The following is a 25,808-nucleotide window of genomic DNA, read 5'->3' on the forward strand; positions in this document are numbered from 1 at the left end:
GGTTCGCCTTGCGTAACGCGATGGCCCCATGTGCAACGACAGTTGCAACGACGGTGACCTCGGGCCGAGGGTGATCCCTCGTGCTGGTGTCATGTCTTGGTTTGCTTGAGTACTTGCGTCTGCTGGCGTCCCGCCCCTTGCATGACGGCTTGCGCCTGTCTGGCAATGGCGCGAACACTCCCTTGGGCAATCACGCGAATGCTGGCCCATGAAGACGATGAATGTGATTGAGTCCCCTTCGATTTACACGAAGTCTTCCTCATAAAATCACGTCTCTGCTGCACATCGATGACACCTTTTACAGGCACATATTCACGCCATCGACAGTGCCCACCACACCCACCTGACGGCGCAGGTTCCACAACGTGATGGCAACGTTTATCGCACTGTCCGCTGCGTCGTCTTCATGGGCATCAAGAGTGGAGTGACCAGACTCCATCTGTTGCGCATTTTACCTGATCCACGCCGCTCGCCAATCGAGCGCTGTTACAAAAATCCAATAAAAACATTGCTTTGTATCATCATCAGCACGACGTGTGTCGCTAACCGCCACATGATGACGTAGCCGATCACAGACAGTGAAACGCTGGGTTCGTCTGTAAATCGACACATCCTTCACAAGAATTTCAGCAGCCATGCGGATCAAGTCCAGCGCCCGCGGTGTCTGAAAGATCGACAGGCATGTCTGCTTTTATCCACACCACGATTACTCTTTTTTACATAAATATTTCGCTTTCCATCAACGCCACATCGACGCGACCTCTCTCGCTAGACAGCCGACATTTTCTGGTTAACATGGGCCTCGCTTTCACGGGGGGATAGAGAGAGGCGTCCGTCTGAAATGTGCATGCACATTTCTCATGACGACGGCGATGTCATCACCTCGAAAGCGAGCAATACGGTGGCCAGGGAATGCGGCCATGGCAGGAACACCTCAGGACGAGGCTGCGCCAGGGAAGATGCTACGGACGGTATCAGGGACGGCGCCCTGCACATCATGGAACAGGCGTGAGCTTGCTCACGCACACCACGACGCAACTCTCAGCAGCAGTGTTGCCGATGGTCATAGACAGCACGGCATCCGGCATGCACGACGCTGGCCTTGGCCACCCATCACCGAGCCCAGTCATCGCAGCGCCCTGACTGGCAGATGACCGGCAATGCTCATCAAGGAGACTTCATATGCGCAAGTCACATATCGGCGCCATTCTCGGCCTGTCCGGTGCCCTGCTGTTGGCAGGCAACGCCATGGCGGAAGAGGAGGCACCTGCCGCTGGGCAGGCTGCGACGGGGACGACCGGTACCACCGGAACTACTGGTACTACCGGCACGACCGGTACCACTGGCACCACCGGTACCACCGGCACGACTGGTACCACCGGCACGACTGGTACGACCGGCACGACCGGTAGCGTTCCCACCGGCAGCGCCGCTGGCAGCGGCACGGCCAGCCAGAGCGCGTCCGGCAGCGTGACCCCGAGCACCAACGGCGGCAGCATCGCGGCCGGCGCGGCCACGGGCACCGTCGGTGGCGGGACGACCGGCACCACCGGTACCACCGGCACGACAGGTACCACCGGCTCTACCGGGACACGTTGATGACGTCGCGCTCCGCATCGCGTCGTTCAGGCGCGAATCATCGCCAATCGCGAGCCAGGCACCTTCCAGGCATCCGGCGCTCGCTGACGCTGCTGGGCATCACTGCCTGTGCCGTGTCAGTGAGCGGCTGTGCCCAGATAGTGGCCAGTTCGGTGGGCGATGCCTTCGGCAAGGATGACTTCGAGGCGGCGCGCGCCAGTGAACTGCCCTACGCCTCCCTCAAGTTCCTGCATGGCAACAACACGGCACTGGTCGTGTTGGCCACGCTCGAGGATGAGGGACGCATCGCGCGTTTCGAGAGCCAGGACCGCGGCATCATCGAACTGCGCGACGGCGTACTGTCCGCGACATCCGGCTTCACGCGAGACATCGCGGACAGGCATGAGCAAAGCACTACCGGGCGCGCCTTGGCGCGTCCGGCCTGGCTGATGGCTGACGACAGCCGCTATCGCGTCAGTGTCAGCGCCCTGAGCCCCTATCCTCGCCGGCTGGAGCGGGAAGATGCCGCTTCCTCCGGCAGTCAGCATCAAGATGACGTGCCGGTGATGCAGGTGCATGAAGCCGATGCACATCTGCGCTGTGAGGCCGCCGCGCCACACGCGCTGCCACTGGCCGAGCTGTCGCTGCAACACTGCACCGAGACCCTGGCATGGGACGATGGCCACACCACCACCAACGAGATATGGCGCGATGCCACTCGGGTGTGGGCCGCCGACATGACGGCCTGGCCGGACGGGCCACGCTTCGGCTGGGAGATCGCCAAGGCATGGTAATGCGCTTTTCACGACCTGATTCTGCTCGCCCCGCACACGATTCGGCCCGCGTCGAGGGACCGCTGCGCGCCCTCGCCCGCGCACTGCCCACGGGGGTGTGCCTGGCCGCCCTGCTGATCCCGACCCTCGCCCGGGCGAACGAGACGCCGCTGCCCTTCAGCGCCGCCAGCACGCCACTGGCCAGTCAGGTACTGGAACAGCAATGGTCCTCCCATCAGACCCGCATGGCGCTGGACTGGCGCTACAGCTTCGTCAGCACGCCGCTGATTCGCCGGCAGATGGCCGCGACCGCCAACCGCCTGAGCGCCGAGATTGAACTGATCGCGGCTCGCTACGCGGTGGGGGCGCCCGAAGGCAGCTCTCGGGCCGCCTATGTCGAGGGGTTGCACGCCTGGCAGCGCTATCTCGATCAGGGCCGTCAACAGGGTGAGCCACGCAGCGTGCTGGCACGCCTGCCCGGCCAGCTGAATCCGCTCACTGACATGCGCGATGGCCCGCGGGCGATACGCATCGCTCCCGGCATGGTGATCGGTGCCTGTCAGGCTCCCCGCGACGTGGTGATCCTGGACGCCAGCGGCGTGCACCAGCGCCAGTGGAGCCCCGGCCTGACACTGGACGCCTTGATCGATGAGCGCCGCGCCGCCGACTCGCTGGGCCAGGCGGCACGGGCCAGCCTCGTCACCCCCCAGGGGCAGGTGCTCACGCGGCCCATCGCCAGCTGGAATCGCCTCACGCGTGGCGCAGCCGACCTGCCGGTCGCGCCGGGAGCCAGTCTGGTGATCCATACCCCCGGTATCGATACCGCGCAGCAATGGGTCAACGAGGCGCTGCCGCAATGGCTGGCCAGCCGCCTGCCCGGTGAGAACTGTCACAGCTGGCAGCTGGACGCCGCCTCGCTGCCGTCAGCGGACGACGAGCCGACAGCTCCCGGGACGTCAGGCAGTGACCCGCAAGTGCCGGCCCGCTAGCGGTCGTTCCCGGCACTGCCGGCATCGCCTCGATATTTCTATCCTCCATACCCTCATTCACGCTCACGCGCCTGTCGCGCGGGAGCATGCGAGACGCCCATGTCGAGTCCCTTTCGCCCAGCCCATCCCTCCACGCGCCCCCGAGACGAGCAGCGCCCTGCTCCGGCACGCACCGGCTGGCTGGCGCTCGGCATGGCGGGAGGCCTGCTCGGCGCCCAGATCGCCCACGCTGCCACCGGGGAATCCCAGAGTGATTTCGGAGGCGTGGGGCTGATGCAGACTCCCACGGCACGCTTCGCCCCACAGGGCGAGCTGAGCTTCACCTACAGCCGTACCCAGCCCTACAAGCGCTTCAGCGTCAACGCCGCCCCCTTCGAGTGGATGGAGCTGGGCTTTCGCTATGTCTCGGTGGAAACGGTCAGCTACGGTGAGGCCGCCCCGGACCGCGACTACCTGGATAAATCCTTCGACACCAAGTTCCGGCTCTGGGAAGAGGACCGTTATCGCCCGGCACTTGCGGTGGGTCTGCGAGATCTCGGCGGTACGGGGCTGTTCAGCTCTGAATATCTGGTGGCCAGCAAGCGCTATGGTGATCTTGATGTCAGTCTGGGGCTTGGCTGGGGCTATCTGGGCACGCGGGGCGACTTCAGCAACCCGCTGGCGCTGGTGAGAAGTAGCCTCGAGACGCGCAGCGACACCACCAGCGACAACGGGGGCGACTTCCAGCTGGGCAGCATGTTCAGTGGCAGCCCGGCCGTCTTCGGTGGCATCGAATATCAGACGCCCTGGGACCCGCTGACCCTGATGCTGGAATACGAGGGCAACGACTACTCCGACGAGCCCCTGACGGTGGAGATAGACCAGGATTCACCGTTCAATCTGGGCGCGACGTTCAAGGTCAATGACAACCTGTCGCTGCATGGCGGCTGGGAGCGCGGCAACACCGCCATGCTGGGCCTGTCGCTGTCCACCAATCTGGCGGGGCTGGCTCAGGCCAAGGATGACGGCACCCCGGAAGATGTCGCCCCCAGTCACCATTCGCGCTACCGCCATGACCAGACCCCGGAAGCCTTCCGGGTGCGCTCGCTGGATGCCGTCAATCGTGGGAACAGCGAGTCAGTCCCGTCGGATCGCCCGCCACGTCCCGCCAGTGCCACGCCGGCCTCAACGCCCTCGCTGGACGGCGGCGAGGCTGCGCCGCTCTCAACGCCCTCGCCGACCGGCGACGAGGCTGCACCTCAAGGCCGCCTGCTGACGCTGCCGACCTCCCCGAGTGCCACCACGGGCGAGCCCGCCGCAAGCCCGCCAGCGCCGATACGGCTGGAGGACGTCGACTGGCAGGCACTGGCCGCGACACTGCGTGCCCAGACGGGGCTTGAAGTCTCCCGCCTGCGGGTAGAGGGCGAGACCTTGGTCATCGAGGCGGAGGCCACGCGCTTTCGCAAGGACCTGCAGGCCGAAGGCCGCGCCAATCGCGTACTGCACAACCGCCTGCCCGCCGAGATCACCCACTTCCGCTACCGCCTGAGCAGCAACGGCCTGGCGCTGCGCGAGGATGAGCATCCGCGAGAGGCCTTCGTCGCGGCCGCCAACGACAGACGTTTCGGTGCCGAGTACGAGCATTCCATCACCGCTCGCGCCGCCTCTCCCGCGCCTGACGACGACGCCAGCGCGGAGGCCGCCACGGTGCTGGACAGGGAACCCGCCGGCTTCAACTGGGGATTCTCGCCCAACCTGAAACAGAACTTCGGCGGACCGGACGGCTATCTCTACCAGCTCAACCTGCAGCTGGATGCCCTGTGGCGCACCGATCGCAATGGCTGGTTCTCCGGCGTGGCCACCTATCAGCTGGCCGACAACTACGAGAACTACGAGTACATCGCCGACTCCGACCTGCCACGCGTGCGCACCTACGTCGGGGATTACGTCAAGGAGACCGATCTGGGCATCACCAATCTGCAGTACACCCGCACTCATCAGTTCGGGCGTGACTGGTATGCCCAGGCCTACGGCGGCATTCTCGAGATGATGTATGCCGGTGTCGGTGCCGAGGTGCTCTATCGCCCGATGAACAGCTCGCTGGCACTGGGGCTGGATATCAACCGCGTCCGCCAGCGGGAATTCGATCAGCAGTTCGGCCTGCGCGACTATTCCGTCACCACCGGCCATGCCACCGCCTACTGGCAGTCCGGCTGGCACGATGTGCTGGTCAAGGGCTCGGTGGGGCGCTATCTGGCCGGCGATATCGGCGCGACGCTGGATCTGTCCCGCCGCTTCTCCAACGGGGTCAGCGTCGGGGCCTGGGCGACCATGACCGATGCCGGCGATGACTATGGCGAGGGCAGCTTCGACAAGGGGCTCTACGTCAGCATTCCGCTGGACGCCTTCTTCACCACCTCCAGCAAGGGCAGTACCGGCTTTGCCTGGGCACCGCTGACCCGTGATGGTGGTGCACGCCTCAATCGTCGCTACCAGCTCTATTACATGACCGATGACCGGGACCCCGAGGGCTACTGGGAAGGGATCGACAAGGTCTACAAGTAATCCGTGCGTGAGTATGTTTCACTGCCGGCTGAAGCGTGCCGATGATGGCACCTGACTCACTGTGGCTGACCCTGACCCGATGAATATTCCGATTACCGACGTATCGCCGTTCGCTACCGGCGATACGACACCTGTGAATCCCGAGATCACCTGCAGCAACTGCCAGGCCTGCTGCTGCAGGCTTGAGGTCATTCTGCTCACCGATACCGGCGTGCCGGACTATCTGATCGACGAGGATGAGTGGGGGGGCGAAGTCATGCGCCGCCTCGATGATGGCTGGTGTGCCGCCGTCGATCGCGAGACGCTGATGTGCACCATCTATGATCGCCGCCCCCAGCTATGCCGTGACTATGAGATGGGCAGCCCGGAATGCGAAGACGAGCGCAAGGAAAACGGTCTGGATCAGTGATCCGTCCTCCTGTCACTCGTCGCTTGCCGCTTGCCGCTTGCCGCTTGAGTCAGTCGCTTGAGTCAGTCGCCTGAGCCGCCCTGGTTTCTGGCGTCTGGTGGCTGGCCTCTGGCCGCTCCGGTGGCGAGAGCGGCCTGAACGCCGCGCTAGCCGGCGCTGACCTTCTCACCTGCCTGCTTCGCCGGCACATCGCCGCGTTGCTCAGGCGTGCACAGGGCGCGCATGTTGCCGTGCACTTCCACCTCGCGATGCCAGCTGAGCGCCTGCTCCAGGCAATGCGGGGTATGGCCGCCCCGCCGGCAGGCCTCCTCGAAGTAGGCCCGCAGCGCGGGACGATAGCGCGGGTCGGCGCAGTTCTCGATCACCAGTACCGCACGTTCTCGCGGTGCCAGCCCCCGCAGATCCGCCAGGCCGTGTTCGGTCACCAGAATGTCCACGTCATGCTCGGTGTGATCCACGTGACTGACGAAGGGCACCACGCTCGAGATATCCCCGCCCTTGGCCAGTGACTTGGTGATGAACACCGAGAGCTGGGCATTGCGCGCGAAGTCCCCGGAGCCGCCGATACCGTTCATCATCCGCGTGCCGCACACGTGGGTGGAGTTGACGTTGCCGTAGATGTCGAATTCCAGCGCGGTATTCACGGCGATGACGCCGAGACGCCGCACGATGCCCGGATGATTGGACAGCTCCTGCGGACGCAGGATCAGACGGTCACGGTAACGCTCGAGGTCCTTCCACAGGGTGCGCCCGCGCTCCTCGGTGACGGTGATGGAGGAGCCGGAGGCGAAGTCGAGCTTGCCGGCATCCAGCAGATCGAAGGTGGAGTCCTGCAATACCTCCGAGTACATGGTGAGGTGCTCGAAGGGTCCCTCCTTCAGTCCGCTCATCACCGCGTTGGCCATGCTGCCGATCCCGGCCTGCAGCGGCAGCAACGCAGGCGTCAGACGCCCCAGCGTGACCTCCTGCTTGAGCAGTTCGACCAGATGGTCCGCCATCCGCCGGGTATCCTCATCCGGCGGAGTACAGGTCGAGGGGCTGTCCTTGCCACGCGTCAACACGATGGCGGCGATCCTGGCAGGATCGATGGGGATGTACGGCGTGCCGATACGCGAATCCGGCGCCACCACCGGGATCGGCTGACGGCTGGGGCGCATCTGCGGAATGTAGATATCGTGCAGTCCCTCGAGTGCCGCCGGGGACTCGAGATTGAGCTCGATGATCACCTTGTCGGCCAGAATCGCGTAGCTGGCCGAATTGCCCACCGAGGTGGTCGGCACGATGCCGCCGTCAGCGGTGATGGCACTGGCCTCGACCACCGCGACGTCCATGTCACTCAGCTGATGGTTGCGCAGCAGCTCCACCGTCTCCGAGAGATGCTGATCCATGAACATCACTTCGCCGGCGTTGATGGCACGGCGCAGCACCGGATCGACCTGAAACGGCATGCGCCGCGCCAGCATGTGGGCGTCCGCCATCTGACCGTCGAGGTCATTGCCCAGCGAGGCGCCGGTCATCAGCGTGATGGCGAAGGGCTCGCGGCGTGCCTTCTCGACCAGTGCCAGCGGCAGGGCCTTGGCCTCCCCCGCCCGCGTGAAGCCGCTCATGCCCACCGTCATGCCATCGCGAATCAGCTCGGCGGCCTGGCTCGCGCTCATGTGGCGTGACTCCCATCCCTGCCAGCGACAGCGCCGGGCGAGCTCGTCACGCAGCGCCTCGTCAAGCTCCGTCACCTCCATGCGCGACAGCAGCGAGAACGACTGGCGAAAGGACTGGGCATCGGCCACGTCGCTCGCGGCAGGCGGTGCATCAACGAATCGGGACTTGGAAGAAGACACGGTACGGGTTCCTCGATGACAACGAACAAGGGGTAGGCAGCAAGTCGCGCAAACACCTCACGACACTGGTCAGGCTGTCATCCAGCATCCCACGCGCCGTGGCGGCGTCGCATCAGGCCTTGGTCGCAAGCCGGGGTCGCGCACTGAAACAGGACGGTGCGCTCCAAGCGACGCCCTGACGCGGGCCTGTCCCTGCCCCGGAAACACGAAGACCCGCTTCGAGGAGCGGGTCTTGCGATGCCGGGCAGGCTTGAGGGGAGCCCTGTCACGTCATGGCAGGCGTTACACCATGCCGTCGAGGTCCATGTTGTCGAAGCTTTCCGGGGCATCGGCGTAGCCGTAAAGCGTGTTGCGGCGCTGCAGGCGGAATTCGCCCAGCAGCTGCTCATAGCGGCGCGGCACCTCGGCATTGTCACGCGTGACGATGTACAGGTTCTCGTAGACGGCCTCGGTGAGCGGCATCTCGCGCACCTGGCGCTGCCACGGGGACGTCTCCAGCACCGTGCGCGAGACGACGGTGAAGCCCAGGCCACGTGCCACGGCATCCAGCACCATGCCGATGTCGTTGGTGAAACCCTGCTGCGGGAAGTGGCTCATCGAGCGGAATTCACCGGCGAAGTTCTCGCGCAGCAAGGCGCTGGCGTTGTTGACGCCGTCGGCGTAATTCATGAAGCCCAGCGCCATCAGCTCATTGAGGCTGTTGCCGGCGAAGTCGGCGGGCACCACCAGGCACAGCGGCTCCTGATGCCACAGCTCGAAGTTGAGATCCGGATGCTTGACCGGCTCAGTGACGATGCCAAGATCGAAGCGCCCCGCCAGCACGTCCTGCACGATCTCGGAATTGAAGGCGAAGCTGTAGCTGACCGTCAGCCCCGGATGCTGCTGCTGATAGCCGAGCGTGAACGGATAGAACATCAGCCCGACGCTTGAGGGGCTGGCCACACGGCATTCCCCGCTGTCGGGCGAGTCATCATCCAGCGAGTGCATGAACTGGGTGTGCTCGGCAAACAGCTTGACGGAGTAGTCGTAACAGCGACGCCCCGCTGCGGTGAGCGAGAACTTGCGTCCCTGACGGTTGAGCAGCGAGCGCCCCAGGTACTGCTCCAGCTTGCGGATATGCTGGCTGACGCCGGGCTGGGTCATTTCCAGCTTGCGCGCGGTATGGGTAAAGCTGCCGGTCTCCACCAGGGTGATGAAGGTACGAAAATACTGGGCGTTGAACATGGAGGCACTGACCACTCACGAACGGGGGACGCGACTCGGCGCGTCGTGTTGCCGATAGCTGCCTGAATGTCTGCACAGGGCCACCGACCCGCAAAGCCCATGATTCTACCAGAGCCAGCCGCCATGCGCAGCGCTGCGCCGTGGCGCCCTCGCGTGTTAGCATCATCCTCATTGCCAGGTGCCGCTCTGGCTGCGTCTTTCGTGGGCGATGCCCGAATGACGCGACAGGGCTCGGCGCCTTTCCTCTGCCCCGACCAGTCTTCGCGACTGGCCCGAATCACGAGATGCTCCAGATGCTTGATCCACTGGCCGCGCGCGGCGAAGCCATCCACAAGGCACTGCTCGCCATGGAAAGCGAATGCGCCGAAGTCGACCTCTTCCCGCTGGGATACATGATTCCCCAGGTGGAACTGGTTCTCGAGAACGCCGATTACGATGCCGCCGATGTGGTCGCGGAAGATTTTGACGCCACCTTCGAAGAGTGGATGCAGCACGCCTTTGCCCAGGACGGCATGAGCGTGGACGACCGCGAGCGCATCGCCGAACTCTGGGCAGAAGCCCGGAACCGCGCCCAGTCAGCCGTGGGCGCCTGACACAAGGAAGACGGTCATGAACTCTGTCACCAGTGAAGCTACCACCTACTCCCGCGATGCCAGCTCGACGCTGGTCTCCACCATCATCTCACCGGAAGGCAGCCTGGAAGTTCTCTCCCAGGATGAGGTCAATCGCCTGCGCGACACCTCCTCCAATGGCCTGCATGACATCCTGCGCCGCTGCGCGCTGGCGGTGCTCAACTGCGGCAGCCAGACCGATGACAGCGTCTCGGTGCTCAATGCCTACAAGGACTTCGAGATCGAGGTGCTGCAGCAGGATCGTGGCATCCGTCTGAAGCTCGACAATGCGCCGGGCGACGCCTTCGTGGATGGCAAGATGATCCGCGGCATTCGTGAGCACCTCTCGAGCGTGCTGCGCGACATCGTCTACGTGGCCAACGAGATCCAGAACACGCCCCGCTTCGATCTCTCCACCACCGAAGGCACCACCAACGCGGTGTTCCATATCCTGCGCAACGCCGGTGCCCTGAAGTCCTCGCGTGAACCGAGCCTCGTCACCTGCTGGGGTGGCCACTCGATCAATCGCGAGGAATACGAGTACACCAAGGACGTGGGCTATCACCTCGGCCTGCGCGAACTCGACATCTGCACCGGCTGTGGTCCCGGCGCGATGAAGGGCCCGATGAAGGGGGCCAACGTCGCGCATGCCAAGCAGCGTCGCAAGCAGGGCCGTTATCTGGGCATCTCGGAGCCGGGCATCATCGCCGCCGAGTCACCCAACCCGATCGTCAATGAACTGATCATCATGCCGGACATCGAGAAGCGCCTTGAGGCCTTCGTGCGGACCGCGCATGGCATCATCGTCTTCCCGGGCGGCGTGGGCACCGCGGAAGAGATTCTCTACCTGCTGGGTATCCTGCTGCATCCGGAAAACGAAGGCCTGCCGTTCCCGGTCATCTTCACCGGCCCGGCCTCCAGCGCCGACTACTTCCAGCAGATCGACGAGTTCATCACCTATACGCTGGGTGAGGAAGCGCGCTCGCGCTATACCATCATCATCGACAATCCGGTCGAGGTGGCGCGCACCATGCGAGGTGGCATCGATGACGTCGCGGAGTTCCGTCGTCAGCATCACGACGCCTTCTACTACAACTGGCGTCTGCATATCGCCCCGCACTTCCAGCAGCCCTTCGCGCCGACCCACGCCAACATGTCGAGCCTGGCGCTGCATCGCAACCAGCCGGTGCATGAGCTGGCCGCCAACCTGCGTCGTGCCTTCTCGGGCATCGTCGCCGGCAACGTCAAGAAGGAAGGCATCGAGGAGATCGAGCGCGATGGGCCCTTCCGCCTGACCGCCGAAGCCGAGCTGATGGAGCGTCTCGACGCCCTGCTCACCTCCTTCGTGGCCCAGGGCCGCATGAAGCTGCCGGGCAGCGACTACGAGCCCTGCTACACGCTGTGCAAGTGAGGCCGTGACGCCCGGGACATCAGCCCCGGGCCTGATACGACGACGCCCCCGACCATCACTGGCCGGGGGCGTCGTCGTTTGCGGCAGGCGGCAGACAGGGCTCAGTCGCTCTTGCGGCCCCGATGCATCCACAGACTGATGACATGCGCCACCAGCCCCAGTGTCAGGCCATCGACCAGCACTTCCAGCGCCCCTTCCCTGGGGCGGTCAAGCATCGGCGCGGCGAAGTTGAAGGCTGCCATCGCCGCCAGGCCCACCACCAGCCACACGAACACGCGACGCATCAGCCTCGGCACTTCGCCCTGGGCGACATCGGAGAGCTGGCGATAGATGTAGACCCCCAGCGCCGCGACGGCCACGGCAAAGCCACTGATCAGCATCAGGCGCGTGGTATCACCGCTAAGCAGAAAACGCGGAATGTTGGCGACCATCACGATGGCGAGGCCCGCCAGCACGGAGACACGTTGCGGTGTCAGGTTGCGGGCGCGCGGATGATCAGGATTGAGTTTCGGCATGTGCAGCAGTCTCGAGGAAAGGTCGGGCAACGTGGAAATCGAACACGACGAAGAAGTCGGACGCCGGGCACGCCCGGCGTGACGGGATCAGGCGGTCGCCGGCAGCGTCGGAATCCAGCTCTCGACCCACGGCAGGGCCGCGTCATCCGCCATGAAGGTCTCCATGGCATCGATCTCGAGGCGCTCGCCGTGGCGCGTGGCGCCCAGATCCGCCAGACGCTCGTCCAGCTGACGCCCGGCACCGCAGTAGGTCTCGCCGTAGGAGCTGTCGCCGAGAGCGATCAGACCATAACGCAGCCAGTCCAGCGCCGGTGACTGGGCCGAGAGCGCATTGAGGAAGCCGCTCAGGTTGCCCGGCACATCGCCACTGCCGGTGGTGGAGGTGACGAACAGCGCCAGATCCGGGCGTGTCTCCGTCAAGTCTTCCAGTGTCGGCTGGTCAAGCACTTCCACCGTATAGCCTGCCTGCTCGAACAGCGGTTGCACCTGCTCGGCCACATCCAGTGAGCCGCCATACATCGTGCCGACAAAAATCTTCAGAAGCGCCATGCATCCTTCCTTATTCGTACGATCACCCGCCACGGGCGGGAACGTGAGTGCGGTGCGAAGAGTCGTGCAGCGGCTCTCCGACATTTGGTCGCGATGGTAGCACAGCCTGCCCGCGGGACGCAGGCCGGCCGGGGCCCGCGCCATGCAGCACGCGTACTCCAAAGACAAGACAGCGCCACCGTAAAAACACGATGGCGCCGCTTTTTTCTTGCGCTGACGTTCTTGCGCTTACGTTCCTGCACTGACGTTCCTGCGCTGATGCCCTTGCATCGGTGCTGCCGTTGCCGCCGTGTCGCTACCTCGTTCTCTGGAGCGGGGCTACGCGTCAGTGAAGCCTCCCGGGGTGCGAGCCTGGATCACGACCGCTGGCGATGCCCTTCCGTCAGAGACACGCTGGCTGACAGCACCTTTTGATCAGAAGCGATACGCCGCCGACAGACGCACGTCACGCCCCGGGCTGGTGATGGCGCCCGGCGTGATGCCACGTGGGCTGTTGGTTTCCAGATAGAAGGTGTTCTGGTCGGAGTATTCCTTGTCGAACAGGTTGTAGATACCGGCCGTCAGAGTCAGGTCCGGCATGTCACCCGGCACCCAGCTGGCGTAGAGGTCATGCGTGGCGTAACCGGCACGCTCGCTCTGGTCATCCGGCAGGTCGGTGAGGCGCTCGTAGGCGGTCACGGTCCAGCCGAGAGTCAGCTGCGGGTCGGCGAAGGTGTAACGGTTGTCCAGGCTCCAGCGGTCTCCGGTCTGGTTGCCCAGCCCCATGTCATCCACCACGGTCTCGCCCTGGTTGTCTTCCAGGTCCATGGTCAGGTAGCCCAGCGTCATGTCCCAGCCGCCCAGTCCGTAGGTGGCTCGCGCCTCGACACCCTTGCTGGTGACGATACCTTCCATGTTGGTGATGGCGGTCACGTCACCCGCCGACCCTTCGGTGATGTAGTTGTCGAAGTGGGTATCGAAGTAGGTGACTTCCAGTCCGGCACGGTCACGCTGGGTGAGGATGCCCTCGCCTTTCCAGCGGGCACCGACCTCGGTGCTGCGCGAGGTCTCGGCCTCGAGACCCGGCTCGACCACCAGCGTCTCGCCCGGGCCGACGCCCCCGTCGATCAACAGGGCTTCGCGGCCCTTGTTGCCACGCACGGCCGTGGCGTAGCCGGTGAACAGCTCGACACCCCCGCCGACACGCCAGTTGAGGCTCGCGTTGGGGCTGACATCGGTGTCATCCAGCGTCTCGCCATTGGCGTATTCGGTCCGGTAGTCATCGACTCGGGCACCAAAGGACAGATCCACCGCGCCGAGCGTCATGCGGTGCTGGGCGTAGAGCGCGATGTTGCGCGCCGTCTCGTCGAAGCCAGCGGTGCTGGATTCATCCTCGACGTAATCACTGCCCAGGGTCAGACGGTTGTTCATCGCCTCGGGGCCGAAGCGGAAGGTGTTGTTGAGATCCCCCCCGACACTCTCGACCTTGGCATTCGAGCTGGCGCCGGTAGCGAGGGACGTGCGGTCCACTTCCGTACTGGAGTGGAAGACATTGGCGTGCACATCCACCAGCCGCGAGCCCGGTTCGAAATCGTAGTTGGCGGTATAGGTGTCACGGCTCAGCTCGGTATCGACCTTGGCGTTGTTGAACGGCTGACACTCCATGTTGGGACGCACGCAGTAGATGCCGGTGTCCTCATTGTGCTCCGCGCTGAGTCGCAGGCTGTGCGCGCCCTGATCCAGCAGGCTGAACTTGCCGAAATAGCTGCGCTGATGACCGCCGGTACCCTCTTCCTCATCACCGCCGCCGGTGCGGTAGTCATCGCTGTTGCGTGCGCTGGTGGTGAACAGCAGCCCCGCGTTGGGCGCCACCTCCCCATACACCGACAGCGTGCCCTTGACGGCATCTGCCGCGGATTCCGTGCTGCCCTTCACCATGCCACCGAAGCTCTGACCCGGCTTGAGCAGGTCCTGGGCATCCTTGGTCACGAACTTGATGCTGCCACCCAGCGCGTTCGGCCCATTGTCCGCCGCCCCCGGCCCGGCCTGGACCTCGGCGCGCTTGAGCAGCTCCGGCTCGATGTTGAAGTTGGAGCTGTGGTGGAACAGGTAGCCGTTCTGGCTGGCGCCATCGATGCTGATGTTGAGGTTGGTATCTTCCAGCCCGCGCACGTAGAGCTTCTCGGAGGAGGCCGTGGTGCCGCCAACGGTGACGGAAGGCGTATCGCGGAAGATGTCCTTGAGATCACGCGCCTGATGCAGGGCAAGCTCTTCGCTGTCCACCACCGCCGTGGCCTCGAGGCGATCCTCCTCGACCTGCAGTGTCTGCATCTGCAGCGGCTCGGCATTGACCGTCCCGGCACACAGCAAGGCGATGGCCGCGACCAGCGGACGAGGAGTGAAGACCGTCGCGCGTGAAGCGCTGACGGTGTGGCGCGAAGAGAGGCAGACTGTCATGAGCGGAGCGTTCCCAAGATTAATAATAATAATGATTCTTCTTTGCAGGCGAGATAATGCACTTTCTTGCACATTTCCGTCATCTACCGTTTCTGCAACGCCTCTTCTCGAAACCTGCAATCGGGTGCCCTCCTCACGGGCACGCCCACTCGCCTCGCACCCATCTGCCCCCTCGCCGATTCCCGATTTCTCGCGCCAGAAGTCCCTCCCCAGCCGCACAATGACCTGCCCTGCGCCTTGCCTCACGAAAAAGACACTTTTTCTCACCTGTCTGTCATCAGATACGGAACCATCTCCGGTCACTGACGTCTGAGCCGTCATGCCGCCAATGACGCCAGTCCCCCGCCGTTGCGCATTCTGCCGAGGTGTCACGTTTCACGGAGATCGGAATTGCGCAATGCGTGCGACTTTGGATGCAACAATGACGGGATGGTGATATTGTTAGCCTGCTCAGAGTCGCCGGCATCCAGCGCCTGAAAATCGTTCTCGCGTTTCTGGCGCGGCACTGTGCGCGAAGCCGGGTTTCGAGACCGGGCTTCAAGACTGAGCCCCAAGACCGGGCTTCACTAGCCGGCCGCAAGAGCTGAAGGCAAGAATCAAGTGCAAGACCTGTCGACGTGCGCTGCGGTGCACGACTGACAGGAGCGGTTGTTGATCGATGAGCGCGTCTTTGCCCGGGGCATCCCCCGCGGTACGAGGGGCACGGTCATCGACAGGCAATCCGTTGTGCAGCCCCTGCGCTGCGACGGGCCCGACATGGCCCGTACAAGGTGGGTGTTTCCCTGACGACACACCCCGACCCCCTGAACAACCGGACCTATTCGATGAGCGATATCGACGCCTATAACACCTTTCTGATGGTCGCGGATCTCGGCAGCCTGTCCCGCGCTGCCGAACGCCTGCGCCTGCCCAAATCCACCGTCAGCCGTCGCCTCGACGCCCTCGAGGGCCGCTTCGGCACTCGCCTGGTGGAACGCGGCCATCGCGGTATCCGCCTGTCGGAAGCGGGAGAGACTCTCTACCGCTACGCACGATCGATGGCCAACCTCGATGATGAAGCGCACCGCGCCATCGAGGATCGTCAGTCGGACCTCACCGGCACCATTCGTATCCACGCCACCCCAGCGCTGGGTCGTCACTTCCTGGGCCACGCTCTCACCAGCTTCCTGTCCGAGCATGACGGAGTCGATATCAAGCTGAAGCTGTGGCACAACGGTCGCGAGATTCTCGAGAACCAGCCGCATCTGGTCATCGGCTTCCCGCACCTGGCCGGCAGCACTCACGTCTTCCGCCCGCTGACCCAGTGGCAGCAAGCCGCCTACGCGGCCTCGCATGTCGAGCATCCCGAAGAACTGCCGTGGGGCGAGCTGGAACCGCTCGTCTCCGGCACCTCGCTCTCGCGTCACCCGGAAGACCCGCGCCCGAATCACATCCAGTCCGATGACCTCGAAGTCCTCACCGACTACGTCGCCGATGGTCTGATTCGCGCCGTGCTGCCCATCGACTGGGTCAACTCGCTCAGCGAGCGCAACGGCCAGTCCTTCAAGCGTCTGGAATGCGACGAGATCCCGCCGGTCGAGATCGGCATGCTGCTGCCGCGCGGCCCAATCCCGACCCGCGTGCGCATGCTCGCCGACTGGCTCGCCCGCGAGATCGGCAAGACAGAACCGGAGCGCGTCACCGCCAAGGCCGCCCGCCGCACCGTCAGCGAAGCCGCCACCACTGCCGGTTGATGGCAGCATTGCTACGCTGACTCTCACGCTCGAGGTGGCATGAATCAGCGCGGCACGCCGCAAAAAGGCCAGCCCTCAGGGGCTGGCCTTCTTGTTTTTTAGGTGATCCACTATTTTTTCATCAATTATTTCGACTATGCTTAAGTGGAAAGTTATTCTAACAGCTCAGAGTACTAGCTAATGAAAAAATGGAACTTATATGATCTTCAAAAAATAGACTATAGATTTTCTTTAGAAGATATACCAATGTACCAATGCCCACTAAAAGCTGCGATCGAAATATTAGGAAGTAGTGTATCACTTGAAGGCTTGGATCCTATAGAAGTAAAGAAAATCGTACAGGCTTACAAAAAAGTACTTCCTGAAGCTGATAGTAGTTGGCCTGGAGCAGGTATTGGCCTCATAAGCTCTATGGATAAAACCAAGAAAATTGTCCTCCCAGTTAATTATGGAGAATTTTCTTTTACAGCTTGGAAAATAGCAGGATTCACTTCGTGCGAAGAGTACAATAACTGGTGCTACAACAAACAAAACATAGCTCTTGACGTGGATTACACAATTGCAGATATCTATGACTTTAGCATGGGCCTTGAGCAGGTTAAAAACACCAATATTGAAGCAGCAACGTACTGGGAATTGACACAATCATGCTTAGAAGACTTGAGCAACGCACTACCAAACTTAACGTCTAATGACACGATAATTCAATCAATACATATGACATCGGAGTTATCACTAAAAGCAGCACTGATTTATCAAGGTGCAAAAACCAAAGACATCAAGAGTCATGATTTAGATCTCCTTGCTAAAAAAATGTTTTCAGCACGCCGCCACCGTGATGATGAGAATATCACTTCGATTATACATAAGATGCCGCATTTTGTTAATAGCCGTTACTCTTCTGCAGGTATGACTCGACTCGAAGTAGTCAGACTAGCCATTGGATCACAATTTATTGCAGCATCAACATTGCGCCGCTTGACTGAATACGATCTATCTCAAACAATAGAAAAAGTCAGCAACACTGGACCACGTTCGCTATTTACTGTCTAGCACACTAAAAATCAATCAACGCCCAAACTAAGATTAGAAACTACTATGTGGCAACGCGACACGCTCACCCTCTCCGCTCGCAAGCGTGGCTTTCACCTCATCAGTGACGAGGTGGAGCAGGCATTGGCCGAAATGCCGCCGGTCAGTGTTGGCCTGTTGCATGTGCAGCTGCTGCACACCTCCGCCTCGCTGACGCTCAACGAGAACGCCGACCCCGACGTGCGTCACGACATGGACGCCTTCCTGCGCCGCCTGGTGCCCGGCAACCTGCCCTACTTCCGCCACACGCTGGAAGGCGATGACGACATGCCCGCCCATGTACTCGCCAGCCTGCTCGGCACCCAACTCACCCTGCCCGTCGAAGCCCGCCGCGGCGTCAACCGCCTCGCCCTCGGCACCTGGCAAGGCATCTGGCTCGGCGAACACCGCGACCACGGCGGCAGTCGCAGGTTGTGTCTGACGCTGAGTGGAGAATGAAAAAAGGCCGCGAGTGATCGCGGCCTTTGGGGTCTTCAGAAGCTACTGAAACACGGGCTTATCGCGTCGAGTCCTCGTCCCCTACCGTGCCGCCCATCGGGTCCATGGCGCGGCTGGAGGGATATTTGTAGGAGGCGAAGCGTACGGCGAGTACCGAGAGGGCAAGGAAGAAAATGCCGCCGCAGAGGTAGAGCAGGCCGATATCGGGGGCCTTGTGGTGGGAGACATCACCGATGAGGTAGCGCGTCAGCGCGGTGATGGCGATGTAGAGCAGAAAGCGGATCGGCAGGTGGTTGGTCTTGAAGTAGATACCGACCATCGCGCCGAGTTCGAGATAGATGAACAGCAGCAGGATGTCATCAACGCTGGCCGAGCCCTTGGCGAACATCTCGAAGAAGGCCGACACCGAGGCAATGGCGATGGCTCCGCCGATGGCGAACAGCCCAAGATAATGAAAGCCCTCGACCAGGAAATTGCCGATCGAGTTGGCTTGCTTGTGCATGCGCTCTCGATGCTTGTCTAGCCTGTTCATGCCGCGTGTCCTCAGACAGAGATGATGAGAAAGAGACTGCAATATCGGTGCCGCGGTCGTGATGAAGGCAAGATTGGGCCAAGTAGCCCGCGCAGGCGCGGCGTCTACCAGCCGAGGGTCTGCTTGACGAAGGGAATGGTGAGCTTGCGCTGGGCGGAGAGCGAGGCGTTGTCGAGCTCGATCATCGCGGCGAACAGGCCCGGCAGGCTGCGCGGCCCGCGATGCAGGATGTAGCGGGCGACTTCATCGGGCAGCGCGAGGCCGTGGTCCTTGGCGCGCAGCTTGAGCGCCTCGAGACGCTGGCCATCATCCAGCCCGGAGAGGTGGAAGGTGACGCCCCAGGAGAGGCGTGAGGCCAGGTCCGGCAGGGTGACGGGGAGCAGGCGCGGCGCACAGCTGGCGCTGACCAGCAGGTGGCGGCCACTGTCACGCAGGCGGTTGTAAAGGTGGAACAGCGCCTCTTCCCAGCGCTTGCGGCCGATCACGCTCTCGAGGTCGTCGATGGCGACCAGATCCATCTCGTCCAACCCTTCCAGCATGTGCGGCGGGAAGTGGCCAATCTCCTTGAGCGGCAGGTAGAAGGCACGCTTGCCCTGCTCTCCCGCCAGATGGCATGCCGCCTGCAACAGATGGCTACGCCCACTCTGCTCACCGCCCCATAGATAGACGAAGGGCTCCCCGCCGTCAGCAAGCTGCCCCTTGAGGGCCTCTGCCAGCGAGGTGGAGGTGAAGTGGTAGTTGTCGAAGGTCGCGGCGTCGCGTACCCCGACGCCGAGTGCCATCTGTCCCTGTGTCATTGCCATCCGTCATGCTGGTTGTTGTTGCCGTGATCTCTCTCGATCACTGGGTATCCTCTGCCGCCGAAGGCGCGGGTGGCTCACTGGCGGCCACGGGGCGAGAATCACGCTGTTGATCATATAAAGTACTGTTTTTATAGCGATCATGCAGATAACGCAAGAGCACCATGATCACGGCGGCTACCGGCAGCGCCAGCAGAATGCCCGTGAACCCGAACAGCTGCCCGCCGGCCATGACGGCAAAGATGACCGCCACGGGGTGCAGGCCAATCTTGTCGCCCAGCAGCAGGGGTTGCAACACCACGCCTTCCAGCAGCTGCCCCAGCGCGAAGACACCGCCCACCGCCAGCAGCGCCCACCACTCGCCGAACTGGAAGAAGGCCACCGTCGCCGCGATCAACACCCCGACGATGACGCCCAGATACGGCACGATACTGGCGAGCCCCGCCACCAGCCCGATGAGCAGCGCGAACTTGAGGCCGATGATGGCAAGGCCGATGGCATAGACGATGCCCAGACTCAGCATCACCAGCAGCTGCCCGCGCAGGAAGGCACCCAGTACCTCGTCACAGTCATGGGCCAGCCGCGTGGCGGTCGGCTCCATGTGGCGCGGCAGGAGCCCCTGCAGCTTCTCCTTCATGCGGTCCCAGTCGAGCAGCAGATAGAAGGTGACGACGGGAATCAGCGCCAGGTTGCCCAGCCAGATGGCCATGGCGAGCCCGGATTTGGAGACGGTGCCCAGGAAAGCGGCGGCGAAGGTACCGGTTTCCTTCCAGTTGCCCAGCAGCAGCGAGCGCACCTGATCGAAATCGGCGCTGAAATCCATGCCGGTGAAGGCCTGCACTTCCGGCAGGATCGTCTCGCGTATCCAGTTGAAGACCATCGGCATGAAGCTGATCAACTGCGCCAGCTGACGCCCGAGCAGCGGCACCAGAATGAGCAGCGCGATCAGCAGCACCACCGAGAGCACGCTGAACACCAGGCTGACGGCCAGTCGGCGCGACAGGCCCTTCTCTTCCAGCCAGTCGGCCAGCGGGTCGCCCAGATAGGCGAGAATCATGCCGATGAAGAACGGCATCAGAATCGGCTCCAGCAGAACCAGCAACCCGAGCAGGGCCACGCCTGCGGCCAGCAACCACCATTTACGCTGCATCATCACTCCTTGAGACAAGCCGTGTGGCTCACAGGCGGCATGTCGCCGACGGTCCACGCATGCCCCCATTGTTGCCTGTCACTGACTCACCCACAAGCGCCCGGCGAACGGGACGACCCACCTGACGAAAGATGGCCAAAGGGACTGGCGCGCCCTCAGGAAAGCGCTCGGGGCGTGTCTTTCACATCATGGCCATTTTTTGTGAAACGCCACGGTGTCAGCCGTGAAGCGCAATGCTACAATAGCCGCCTTTCTTTCCCCCGATCGATCGTGTCTCACCGCTCAGGCCGCACCGACAGGAACCTCACATGACGCAACGCCCCCAGGACTCCTCGCCCAGCAAGACTTCCTTGAGCTACAAGGATGCAGGTGTCGATATCGATGCAGGCAACGCCCTCGTGGAACGCATCAAGGGTGTCGCCAAGCGCACTCACCGCCCGGAAGTGATGGGTGGTCTGGGTGGCTTCGGCGCCCTGTGCGAACTGCCGCAAGGCTATCGCCAGCCCGTGCTGGTCACCGGTACCGATGGCGTGGGCACCAAGCTGCGCCTGGCCATGGACCTCAACCGTCACGACACCATCGGCATCGATCTGGTCGCCATGTGTGTCAATGATCTGGTGGTCGCCGGCGCCGAGCCGCTGCAGTTCCTCGACTACTATGCCACCGGCAAGCTGGACGTCGACATCGCCGCTGACGTCGTCACCGGGATCGGCGAAGGCTGCCTGCAGTCCGGCTGTGCACTGGTCGGCGGCGAGACGGCCGAGATGCCGGGCATGTACGAAGGCAGTGACTACGATCTGGCCGGCTTCTGCGTCGGTGTGGTCGAGAAGTCCGAGATCCTCGACGGCAAGAAGGTCGGCGAAGGCGACGTGATTCTGGGTCTGGCCTCCTCCGGCCCGCACTCCAACGGCTACTCGCTGATCCGCAAGATTCTCGAAGTCGCCGATGCCTCGCTGCTGGAGCAGCAGATCGACGGCCAGCCGCTGGCTGACGCCCTGATGGCGCCGACGCGCATCTACGTCAAGCCGCTGCTGTCCCTGCTCAAGGAAAGCGATGTCAGCGTGCATGCCATGTCCCACATCACCGGTGGTGGCCTGCTCGAGAACATCCCGCGCGTGCTGCCGCATGACTGCACCGCCGAGATCGACGTCGCCAGCTGGAAGCGTCCGGCCGTGTTCGACTGGCTGCAGCAGCAGGGCAATGTCGAGGAGCACGAGATGCACCGCGTGCTCAACTGTGGCGTCGGCATGGTCGTCGTCGTGGCCGCGGCGGATGCCGATGCCGCGCGCGCTCACCTGGAAGCCCAGGGCGAGACGGTCTTCACCCTCGGCGCCATCCGTGCACGCAAGGGCGAAGAAGAACAGGTCCAGCTGGAGAATCTGTCCGCATGATCGAACCGACTACCAACGCCTCCAACGGTGACACTCTCGGCGGCTTCGGCAACGGTTTCGAGGCGGATGACACGCCGGTACGCCCACGCGTCGTGGTACTGATCTCCGGCAGCGGCAGCAACCTGCAGGCGCTGCTGGAGGCTCAGGAGCACGATGAGCTGGGCGGCGACGTGGTCGCGGTGATTTCCAACAAGGCCGATGCCTACGGCTTGGTGCGCGCACGCGAAGCGGGCGTGGATGCCGTGGTGCTGCCGCATGACGAGTACGAGAATCGCGAGCACTACGATGGTGCCCTGATCAAGGTGATCGAACGCCACGAGCCGGATCTCATCGTGCTGGCCGGCTTCATGCGCATCCTGTCGCCGATCTTCGTGCAGCGCTTCTTCGGTCGACTGATCAACATCCATCCGTCACTGCTGCCGGCCTGGCCGGGCCTTGATACCCATCGCAAGGTTCTGGAAGCTGGCGAGAAGGAACACGGCGCCAGCGTGCACTTCGTCACCGAGGAGCTCGACGGTGGTCCGGTGGCGATCCAGGCCGTCGCCAACGTGCTGGAAGGTGATGACGAAGCCAGCCTCAAGGAACGCGTGCACACGCGTGAGCATCTGATCTACCCGATCGCGGTGCGCTGGTTCCTCGAAGGCCGCCTGAAGCTCGACGGCGAAGTGGCCAAGCTCGACGGCCATGACCTGCCGGTGGGCGGTCTGCGCCTCTCCCACGCCGATGTGGAAGAAGAGCTCAGCGATGAGCTGCCGGAAGGCGAAGAAGACTGATCCGCACTGTCTGCCTTGCTAACAAGGCAGGCTGAGCTGACAGCGAGCTGAAAACAGAAGACCCCGCGACATGCCAATGTCACGGGGTCTTCTTGTCTCTCACGCTTCCCTTCTCTCTCGGCGCTTGCGCTTCTAGAAGGTATAACTCACGCCCACCTCGCCGCGCGCCGTCACCTCATCCCATGTCTCGAACCCTGCCCCCAGATGCAGCATGGCATTGCGGCCCAGTTGCATGCGCCAGCCGCCATCGACACGCAGGTAGTTGTCACTGCCGCGATCGAGATCCTCGGCGCTGTAGGCGTTGGTCGGCAGGCTCGCCAGACGCACCTCGGCGCTCTCGGCGTCATCATCGAGACGCTTGCCGTAGGCCAGCTCCCCGTAGAGGCCGAAGCCATCCGCGACGGCGCGATCGACCATGAAGCCCAGCTCGACACGCCGATCGCGCAGCGTCTGATCCGAGACGCTCAGGGCATTGGCGGCGGAGCCGGATTCGGTGTAGCCATCGAGGTCGGACTCGGTGTGACGATAGGCCACGAAGGGCGCGTTGTACCACAGCGAATCGGCGGCGGTGAGGCGATAGTCGAGACGCGCCTCGGCGCTGAAGCCATCGCCATCCGTCTCACCGGACAGGGTGCGCGATGACTGGCCCAGCGCGACATGGCGGTCGAGGTCGTACTCGAAGTCACCGTAGCTGGCCACTGCCTGCATGCCAACTCTGCCCAGCTGCTGACGGGCGAACAGACTGAACACCTGGCCTTCCAATTCAAGCTCACTGCCATCATCGACATCGAAGTCCGCATGGCGCTGACTGACCGCCACCCCGCCCCAGGCGCGGCCGAGCGCGTTGTCCAGCGGCAGCATCACGCCGACACCCGCGCCGCGCTGTTCGCTGTCAACGCCTTGCTGGCCGGTGGAGGTCTCGCCATCGCCGGTGCCGCCAGTGGCCGAGCCGATGGCGAACACACGCACGCCCGTCTCCCCTCCCGCCTGCGGATGCTGCGCCCCGGGGCGCAATTCGTCGGCGAGACTGCGCTGACTGGCATTGAGCGCCCCCGTGCCCAGCTGCGGCGCCAACCCCAGTACCGAGGGCGCGGCGAGCATCGCATAGGCGTAGTCGGCGAGAATCTCCTGGCCGGCGCTGGTCGGGTGCACCCCGTCATTGAACAGCAGGGAGTCCGGGTCTTCTGCAGCTCCGCCCAGCCCATAAGACGTGACGTTGCAGCTGTCCGAGAAGCACACCTGGGTCAGCGGCACGTCGCTGGCAAAGCCAAACTCGGCCGGCGATGCCAGTACCTCCTCGAGAATGCCGACGGTGTCGAGCCGGATGATGTTGACCTGACCATCCAGCGCCGCCAATCGCTCGCCCAGCGCGTCATTGAAGACGCCCACCAGCGCGGAGGTCCCCGCCGCCTGCGCGGCACCCGCCGACTGACCTGCCGGCGTGCTGCCGACATCCGGCAGGTTGGAGACCATGATGGTGGTCGCCCCCGCCGCCGCCAGTGCCTCCACCGCCGCGGCCAGATTGCCGGCGGAGGCGACCGCCGTGGCCGGTGAGGTGATCACGCCCTGCAGGAAGTCATTGCCACCGCCATTGACGTAATAGAGCGCGTCCGGGTCGGCACTGCCGCCGGTGCTGACCAGATAGCCATCCTCGACCCTGAGCACCGTACCACCGCCCGGGCTGCCCGCGGGGATGACCACCTCGGAGCCATCCTCGTCGGTCACCGAGGCCAGAATCTGCGCCGTGGTATAGCCGCCCACGGCGTAGTTGGTGCCGTCACTGAAGCCGGCCAATTGATAGATCACCGAGGTGGAAGGCTCAGCGGCAAGCCCAAGCTCCGTGGCCAGCAACTGGGTCGAGACGCTGCCATAGGGCGAGTTCTCGTAATCCGGCCCGCTGCGGTTGGTGAATCGCAGGCTGTTGAGGCCGCCCAGGGTGGTATCGGGGAACTGCCCGGAATCGCTCAGGCTGTCGCCGAAGAGATAGATGTCGGAATAGGCCTGCGCGGGAGTCGCCAGCAGCGTGGTGCTGATGGCGAGCGCGAGACTGCTCAGAGTGAAACGTCGGACCAGACCGCTGGCGCTGGTCGGAGGGAATACAGCGCGATGTGAACGCGATGGCATGGCGTGCCCCTTGCTTGTGGGAGGTATCCGTCCTGCAGCCACTCTGGGGTGGCCTGCAGACAAGCATAGGCAATAAAACAAGTGATTGAATCGAATGTTTCGTTCAACTTCCGACTAATGCTTCGGCTCGCAAGCAGCAAGCAGCGAGCACATCCGCGACGGATCTCGCCTGCGCTCACGCAAAGAAAAGCGCCTCCCGGGGGAGGCGCTTTTGGCAATCACAGGTGCGGCTGGCAGCGAAAGCAGTACCGCTACCGGTGCCTCAGGTACGCGGCAGTGTCACGCCACGCTGGCCCTGATACTTGCCACCGCGATCCTTGTAGCTGGTCTCGCAGACTTCGTCGGACTCGAGGAACAGCATCTGCGCCACGCCTTCATTGGCGTAGATACGCGCCGGCAGGTTGGTGGTGTTGGAGAACTCGAGGGTGACGTGCCCTTCCCACTCCGGCTCCAGCGGCGTCACGTTGACGATGATGCCGCAGCGCGCGTAGGTGGACTTGCCCAGGCAGATGGTCAGCACGTTACGCGGAATGCGGAAGTACTCGATGGTACGGGCCAGTGCGAAGGAGTTGGGCGGAATCACGCAGGAATCGCCTTTCACGTCCACGAAGCTCTTCTCGTCGAAGTGCTTGGGGTCCACCGTCGCCGAATGGATGTTGGTGAAGACCTTGAATTCATCCGAACAGCGCACGTCGTAGCCGTAGCTGGAGGTGCCGTAGGAAATCACACGGCGCTCATCGTGAAAGCGCACCTGATCGGGCTCAAAGGGTTCGATCATGTCGTGGCTTTCGGCCATGCGACGGATCCACTTGTCGGATTTGATGCTCATCGAGCGTACCTGACTGACTGATGGGGGAGAGACGCGTGAGCGCCATGAAACGCGGGCCAGCATGATACC

Annotated in this window: 22 protein-coding genes; 12 read left to right on the plus strand and 10 right to left on the minus strand. The window is 63.1% G+C overall.

What is annotated here, in order from left to right; all coding sequences use genetic code 11:
* Positions 1 to 1,182: 1,182 nt before the first annotated feature.
* From QD172_RS14480 to QD172_RS14500, 5 genes are all read left to right on the plus strand, one after another.
* Positions 1,183 to 1,599, plus strand: coding sequence for a hypothetical protein (locus tag QD172_RS14480; protein WP_279856122.1), 417 nt, complete (start codon positions 1,183 to 1,185; stop codon positions 1,597 to 1,599).
* Complete coding sequence (locus QD172_RS14485) at positions 1,599 to 2,372, plus strand: YjbF family lipoprotein (protein ID WP_279856123.1); 774 nt, start codon at positions 1,599 to 1,601, stop codon at positions 2,370 to 2,372. The genes QD172_RS14480 and QD172_RS14485 overlap by 1 nt, the downstream gene beginning before the upstream one ends.
* Entirely contained in the window at positions 2,372 to 3,340 is a 969-nt protein-coding gene (locus QD172_RS14490) for a hypothetical protein (protein WP_279856124.1), read from the plus strand. Before QD172_RS14485 ends, QD172_RS14490 begins: the two co-directional genes overlap by 1 nt.
* A 99-nt stretch (positions 3,341 to 3,439) precedes the next feature.
* Positions 3,440 to 5,884 (plus strand): YjbH domain-containing protein, encoded by a 2,445-nt coding sequence (locus tag QD172_RS14495; RefSeq protein WP_279856125.1) that lies wholly within the window; start codon positions 3,440 to 3,442, stop codon positions 5,882 to 5,884.
* A gap of 79 nt (positions 5,885 to 5,963) precedes the next feature.
* Positions 5,964 to 6,293: a YkgJ family cysteine cluster protein gene (locus QD172_RS14500; RefSeq protein WP_077374131.1), complete on the plus strand. Its 330-nt coding sequence runs from the start codon at positions 5,964 to 5,966 to the stop codon at positions 6,291 to 6,293.
* A gap of 146 nt (positions 6,294 to 6,439) precedes the next feature.
* On the opposite strand, the gene QD172_RS14505 is transcribed toward QD172_RS14500, so the two are convergent.
* Both QD172_RS14505 and QD172_RS14510 read right to left on the minus strand, forming a co-directional pair.
* On the minus strand, positions 6,440 to 8,131 hold the full coding sequence (locus QD172_RS14505; RefSeq protein ID WP_279856126.1) for an acetyl-CoA hydrolase/transferase family protein: 1,692 nt from the start codon (positions 8,129 to 8,131) through the stop codon (positions 6,440 to 6,442).
* A 282-nt stretch (positions 8,132 to 8,413) separates the two neighbouring features.
* On the minus strand, positions 8,414 to 9,355 hold the full coding sequence (locus QD172_RS14510; protein WP_077374134.1) for a LysR family transcriptional regulator: 942 nt from the start codon (positions 9,353 to 9,355) through the stop codon (positions 8,414 to 8,416).
* A gap of 293 nt (positions 9,356 to 9,648) precedes the next feature.
* Between QD172_RS14510 and QD172_RS14515 the strand changes: the two genes are divergently transcribed.
* Both QD172_RS14515 and ppnN read left to right on the plus strand, forming a co-directional pair.
* Complete coding sequence (locus tag QD172_RS14515; RefSeq protein WP_077374137.1) at positions 9,649 to 9,948, plus strand: hypothetical protein; 300 nt, start codon at positions 9,649 to 9,651, stop codon at positions 9,946 to 9,948.
* Between the two features lie 16 nt (positions 9,949 to 9,964).
* Positions 9,965 to 11,377, plus strand: a complete 1,413-nt coding sequence (gene ppnN, locus QD172_RS14520; protein ID WP_077374140.1) for a nucleotide 5'-monophosphate nucleosidase PpnN — start codon at positions 9,965 to 9,967, stop codon at positions 11,375 to 11,377.
* Between the two features lie 101 nt (positions 11,378 to 11,478).
* On the opposite strand, the gene QD172_RS14525 is transcribed toward ppnN, so the two are convergent.
* From QD172_RS14525 to QD172_RS14535, 3 genes are all read right to left on the minus strand, one after another.
* A complete protein-coding gene (locus QD172_RS14525) occupies positions 11,479 to 11,892 on the minus strand; it encodes a hypothetical protein (RefSeq protein ID WP_077374143.1) in 414 nt (137 codons plus the stop codon).
* 87 nt (positions 11,893 to 11,979) lie between these two features.
* Positions 11,980 to 12,441 (minus strand): flavodoxin domain-containing protein, encoded by a 462-nt coding sequence (locus QD172_RS14530; protein WP_077374146.1) that lies wholly within the window; start codon positions 12,439 to 12,441, stop codon positions 11,980 to 11,982.
* A gap of 414 nt (positions 12,442 to 12,855) precedes the next feature.
* Entirely contained in the window at positions 12,856 to 14,877 is a 2,022-nt protein-coding gene (locus tag QD172_RS14535) for a TonB-dependent receptor (RefSeq protein WP_279856127.1), read from the minus strand.
* A gap of 824 nt (positions 14,878 to 15,701) precedes the next feature.
* Between QD172_RS14535 and QD172_RS14540 the strand changes: the two genes are divergently transcribed.
* From QD172_RS14540 to QD172_RS14550, 3 genes are all read left to right on the plus strand, one after another.
* Positions 15,702 to 16,610 (plus strand): LysR family transcriptional regulator, encoded by a 909-nt coding sequence (locus QD172_RS14540; RefSeq protein WP_077374153.1) that lies wholly within the window; start codon positions 15,702 to 15,704, stop codon positions 16,608 to 16,610.
* A 180-nt stretch (positions 16,611 to 16,790) separates the two neighbouring features.
* A complete protein-coding gene (locus QD172_RS14545; protein ID WP_279856128.1) occupies positions 16,791 to 17,663 on the plus strand; it encodes a hypothetical protein in 873 nt (290 codons plus the stop codon).
* Between the two features lie 45 nt (positions 17,664 to 17,708).
* On the plus strand, positions 17,709 to 18,140 hold the full coding sequence (locus QD172_RS14550; protein ID WP_136938633.1) for a secondary thiamine-phosphate synthase enzyme YjbQ: 432 nt from the start codon (positions 17,709 to 17,711) through the stop codon (positions 18,138 to 18,140).
* A gap of 58 nt (positions 18,141 to 18,198) precedes the next feature.
* Here the strand turns inward: QD172_RS14550 and QD172_RS14555 are convergent, their stop codons facing one another.
* The 3 genes from QD172_RS14555 to QD172_RS14565 all read right to left on the minus strand — a co-directional run bounded on the left by QD172_RS14555 (position 18,199) and on the right by QD172_RS14565 (position 20,622).
* Positions 18,199 to 18,642, minus strand: a complete 444-nt coding sequence (locus QD172_RS14555) for a phosphate-starvation-inducible PsiE family protein (protein WP_240916616.1) — start codon at positions 18,640 to 18,642, stop codon at positions 18,199 to 18,201.
* Positions 18,643 to 18,776: 134 nt separating this feature from the next.
* Complete coding sequence (gene hda / locus QD172_RS14560) at positions 18,777 to 19,475, minus strand: DnaA regulatory inactivator Hda (RefSeq protein ID WP_077374165.1); 699 nt, start codon at positions 19,473 to 19,475, stop codon at positions 18,777 to 18,779.
* 37 nt (positions 19,476 to 19,512) lie between these two features.
* Entirely contained in the window at positions 19,513 to 20,622 is a 1,110-nt protein-coding gene (locus QD172_RS14565; protein WP_103751398.1) for an AI-2E family transporter, read from the minus strand.
* Between the two features lie 308 nt (positions 20,623 to 20,930).
* Between QD172_RS14565 and purM the strand changes: the two genes are divergently transcribed.
* Both purM and purN read left to right on the plus strand, forming a co-directional pair.
* Positions 20,931 to 22,013, plus strand: coding sequence for a phosphoribosylformylglycinamidine cyclo-ligase (purM, locus tag QD172_RS14570; RefSeq protein WP_077374169.1), 1,083 nt, complete (start codon positions 20,931 to 20,933; stop codon positions 22,011 to 22,013).
* Complete coding sequence (purN, locus tag QD172_RS14575) at positions 22,010 to 22,786, plus strand: phosphoribosylglycinamide formyltransferase (RefSeq protein WP_176494409.1); 777 nt, start codon at positions 22,010 to 22,012, stop codon at positions 22,784 to 22,786. The genes purM and purN overlap by 4 nt, the downstream gene beginning before the upstream one ends.
* Before the next feature lie 132 nt (positions 22,787 to 22,918).
* Here purN and QD172_RS14580 read toward each other — a convergent pair whose 3' ends face one another.
* The gene (locus QD172_RS14580) at positions 22,919 to 24,910 is read right to left on the minus strand and encodes an autotransporter domain-containing protein (RefSeq protein WP_279856130.1); all 1,992 of its coding nucleotides are present in this window, start codon (positions 24,908 to 24,910) and stop codon (positions 22,919 to 22,921) included.
* 262 nt (positions 24,911 to 25,172) lie between these two features.
* A complete protein-coding gene (dcd, locus tag QD172_RS14585; RefSeq protein ID WP_043334107.1) occupies positions 25,173 to 25,739 on the minus strand; it encodes a dCTP deaminase in 567 nt (188 codons plus the stop codon).
* Between the last annotated feature and the right edge of the window lie 69 nt (positions 25,740 to 25,808).

This window comes from Cobetia sp. 10Alg 146, from assembly GCF_029846385.1.
GTDB classification, from domain to species: domain Bacteria; phylum Pseudomonadota; class Gammaproteobacteria; order Pseudomonadales; family Halomonadaceae; genus Cobetia; species Cobetia marina.